The sequence below is a fragment of the Saccharopolyspora sp. NPDC050389 genome (assembly GCF_040655595.1).
Classification (GTDB): Bacteria; Actinomycetota; Actinomycetes; order Mycobacteriales; family Pseudonocardiaceae; genus Saccharopolyspora.
In genome coordinates, this window is sequence record NZ_JBFAKG010000074.1 from 1 (window position 1) to 3,512 (window position 3,512).

Genomic DNA, 3,512 nt, shown 5'->3' on the forward strand with positions numbered 1-3,512 from the left:
CGCGCACCTCCTCCAGCCGCGGCAGCAGGGCGGTGGCGAGCCACTGGTCCAGCACCGGGCCGCCGAGATCGTGCACCGCCCGCAGCCGCGCCAGCTGCCCAACGCCCACAGGTAGAGCCCGGCCTCCAGCCCCAGCACGGCGCGACCGCGGATCCGAAGCCCGTGCAGCGTGGGGTGGCAGGCACCACCGTCGGCACTGCACCGGCTGGAGCTAAGTAAGCGGTGAGTAGCTCATCGCGCCATCGGTGCGATCCATGGGAGTGCGGTTATCTGCCGACTATTCGTCCCGATTTCGCGTGCTTCTGCGCCAGTTCGCACCGCGTGTAACCGCCATCGCGGCCGTCGGTCGGCACGGCGTCGATGCGTTTGAGGACGGCGGCGCGGTCGGGCTTGTCGGGGCGGAGTTGGTAAGAAGACGCGGCTCGATCTCGCGCCGATCCCGCAGACCTACCGCGGCCTCACCTACGGCATGACCGAGCTGATGACGCTCACCAAGTCACGCGGCTGGACCCACCACGCCAACCCCGCCGCGCCGAGTGGTGCTTCGACGCCGTCGAAGTCCGTCACCCACCCGGCGACGCCGAGCGCTGCTGATCCCCGACGGCTTGGACGGGACGCCGTCGATGCTGTGGCGGTTCTGGATCCCGAGGAACTGCACCGCCGACGGGCGGGTCTCGCGGTGGGCCGACGACGGCTGGATCACCGTCACCCCCGGGCGACGTCATCGACTACAACGTCATCTACGCCGACATCGCCGCCGACTGCCGCGACTTCAAGGTGATGGCCGCCGGATACGACGAATGGTCCGGCGAACTCGTCCGACAGGAGATCCAAAGCGCGCCGACTGTCGATCTTCGCGCCAGTCGGGATCTCCGCCTTGGGGGCCCACTCGCCGTCGACTCTGCCGTGGATCCGGATTGAGCCCCAGGTGCCAAGCGGTAGTGGAGGGTGAGCCATGATCATCTCCCAAAAAGATGGGTTTAGCATGGATGATCTATGGCACGCCGAATGGCAGGTTCGGTCGAATGCGCCTGACCTGCACTGATGCGTGCCCCCGGTGCGACTCGAACGCACACTGGACGGATTTTGAGTCCGCTGCCTCTGCCGATTGGGCTACGGGGGCTTGCTCACTCAGCATACGTGACCCTTGATCAACCCCTCGCTTCAGGGGTATGCGTCACTTGCTCGGGTGGTTTGCCCCGGTTCGGGACCCTGGTGGTGGTGATCTTCGCGAGTTAGGTTCACAGCCTCTACTCCAGGTGGCCGGTCGAACACGGGGGGCCGTGATGGTCGATGAAACCAGGATCGAGTCCGCGACAGGCGACGCCGACGACATCGGATTACGGCGGAGCCTGAAGAACCGCCACCTCCAGATGATCGCGCTCGGCGGCATCATCGGTGCCAGCCTGTTCATCGGCAGCGGGGCGGTGATCTCCACCGTCGGGCCCGCCGCCGTGCTGTCCTACGCCTTGGGCGGGCTGATCGTCGTGCTCGTGATGCGGATGCTCGGCGAGATGGCGACCGCCGCTCCTACTCTCGGGTCGTTCATGGAGTATGCGCGGACCTCGCTGGGCAACTGGGCGGGGTTCACCATCGGCTGGCTGTATTGGTACTACTGGGTCGGCGTCGTCGCCTTCGAGGCCGTCGTCGGCGCCGAGCTGCTGAACCCGCTGGTGCCCGCCGTGCCGCAGTGGGTCATCTCGCTGGTGCTGATGCTGCTGCTCACCGCCAGCAACCTGGTTTCCGTGCGGTCGTTCGGCGAGACCGAGTTCTGGCTGGCGTCCATCAAGGTCATCACCATCGTGATCTTCTTGGTGTGCGGGACGATCTTCGTGCTCGGGCTGTGGCCCGGCGCGGAGCTGTCGGTCGGCAACATCGCGCTGGACGGGTTCGTCGCCAAGGGCGGCTTCGCCGTGCTGCACGGCGTCGTCATCGTCGTCTTCTCCTACTTCGGCACCGAGATCGTCACCATCGTGTCGGCGGAGTCGAAGGAGCCGGAGAAGGCGGTGGCCAAGGCGACCAAGGCGGTGGTGTGGCGGGTGCTGCTGTTCTACGTCGGCTCGGTGACCCTGCTCGTCATGATCACGCCGTGGCAGGAGATTCCCAGCGAAAGCAGCCCGTACGCCGCCGCGTTCGCCAGGTTCGGGTTGCCCGCCGCGGAGGTCGTGGTGAACGTGGTCGTGTTCACCGCGGTGATCTCGGTGCTCAACTCCGGGCTCTACACCGCCTCCCGGATGCTTTTCGCCTTGCAGCGGCGGAGTTTCGCGCCGAGCTGGGTGCGCGACATCAACCGCCGCGGCGTGCCGTGGAAGGCGATCCTGCTGTCCACTCTGGTCGGTTACGTCGCCGTTGCCGCGAGTTACGTCTCGCCGGACACGATCTTCTACTTCATCATCAACTCCGCCGGTGCCGTCGCGCTGTTCATCTACGGGATGATCGCGGCCTCGCAGCTGCGGATGCGCCGCAGGCTGGAGCAGGAGGCGCCGGAGCGGCTGAAGCTCAAGATGTGGCTTTTCCCCTACTTGACCTGGGCCACGTTGGTCGTGATCGTCGCCGTGGTGATCACCATGGGCGCCATCGAGGAGGTCCGTTCGCAGCTCACGCTGAGTTTGATCAGCGTCGCCGCGATCCTGCTGATCTACGTCCTGTTCGTGCGCCGGCGGGTCGCGCGGTCTTGATCGTCGCGATGTCGCAATGGTCACGTCGCGTGTTTACCTCGGCGTGAAGTCACAGCCGGTAAGCTGCGGTTTCCCGATGCAGAACGCATCGGCGGACCCGATTTTTGGAGGATCCCGGTGACGACGCCGGCTGCCGAGGACACACGCGAGGCCAAGCCCGTCGAACGTCGCGTACTCGTGGCCGAGGACGAGGCGTTGATCAGGCTCGACCTGGTGGAGATGCTCCGCGAGGAGGGGTACCAGGTCGTCGGCGAGGCGGGGGACGGGCAGGAGGCCGTCCGGCTCGCCGAGGAGCTGCGCCCCGATCTGGTGATCCTGGACGTCAAGATGCCCAAGATGGACGGCATCGAGGCCGCTTCCAACATCGCCGGCGAGCGGATCGCGCCGGTGGTGATCCTGACCGCGTTCAGCCAGCGCGACCTCGTCGAGCGGGCGCGGGACGCGGGCGCGATGGCCTACCTGGTCAAGCCGTTCGCCAAGCGCGACCTGGTGCCGGCCATCGAACTCGCGGTGTCCCGGTTCACCGAGGTGCAGGCGCTGGAGGCCGAGGTCGCCGACCTCACCGAGCGGCTGGAAGCGCGCAAGACCATCGAGCGGGCCAAGGGCCTGCTGATGAACAAGCACAACCTCTCCGAGCCGGAGTCGTTCCGCTGGTTGCAGCGCACCGCGATGGACCGCCGGACCACGATGAAGGCCGTCGCCCAGGCCGTGCTGGAGAACCTCTCGTAACAGCGGTTCGCTTTCGCCGGGCCGGGGTGGTTTTGGGTTGTCAATCTAGCGGACAAAAAAAACGGCCCCAGAGGCTTATACGCGGCGACAGTGCGCGGGGGGGCG

General features: G+C 66.5%; 2 protein-coding genes and 1 tRNA gene. 2 read left to right on the forward strand and 1 reads right to left on the reverse strand.

Annotation, left to right across the window (positions count from 1 at the left end; all coding sequences use genetic code 11):
- Positions 1-1,049: 1,049 nt before the first annotated feature.
- A tRNA-Leu gene (locus AB0I53_RS35645) sits at positions 1,050-1,123 on the reverse strand.
- 163 nt (positions 1,124-1,286) lie between these two features.
- Between AB0I53_RS35645 and AB0I53_RS35650 the strand changes: the two genes are divergently transcribed.
- Together AB0I53_RS35650 and AB0I53_RS35655 are read left to right on the forward strand one after the other, a co-directional pair.
- Entirely contained in the window at positions 1,287-2,678 is a 1,392-nt protein-coding gene (locus AB0I53_RS35650; RefSeq protein WP_358613027.1) for an amino acid permease, read from the forward strand.
- Positions 2,679-2,795: 117 nt separating this feature from the next.
- Positions 2,796-3,407 carry a response regulator gene (locus AB0I53_RS35655; protein WP_093273187.1) on the forward strand — a complete coding sequence of 204 codons (612 nt, stop codon included), beginning with the start codon at positions 2,796-2,798 and terminating at the stop codon, positions 3,405-3,407.
- Positions 3,408-3,512 lie beyond the last annotated feature (105 nt).

Excerpts from the sequence above, each read along its gene's own strand:
- AB0I53_RS35650 (WP_358613027.1), top strand. The coding sequence starts at position 1,287 with ATGGTCGATGAAACCAGGATCGAGTCCGCGACAGGCGACGCCGACGAC.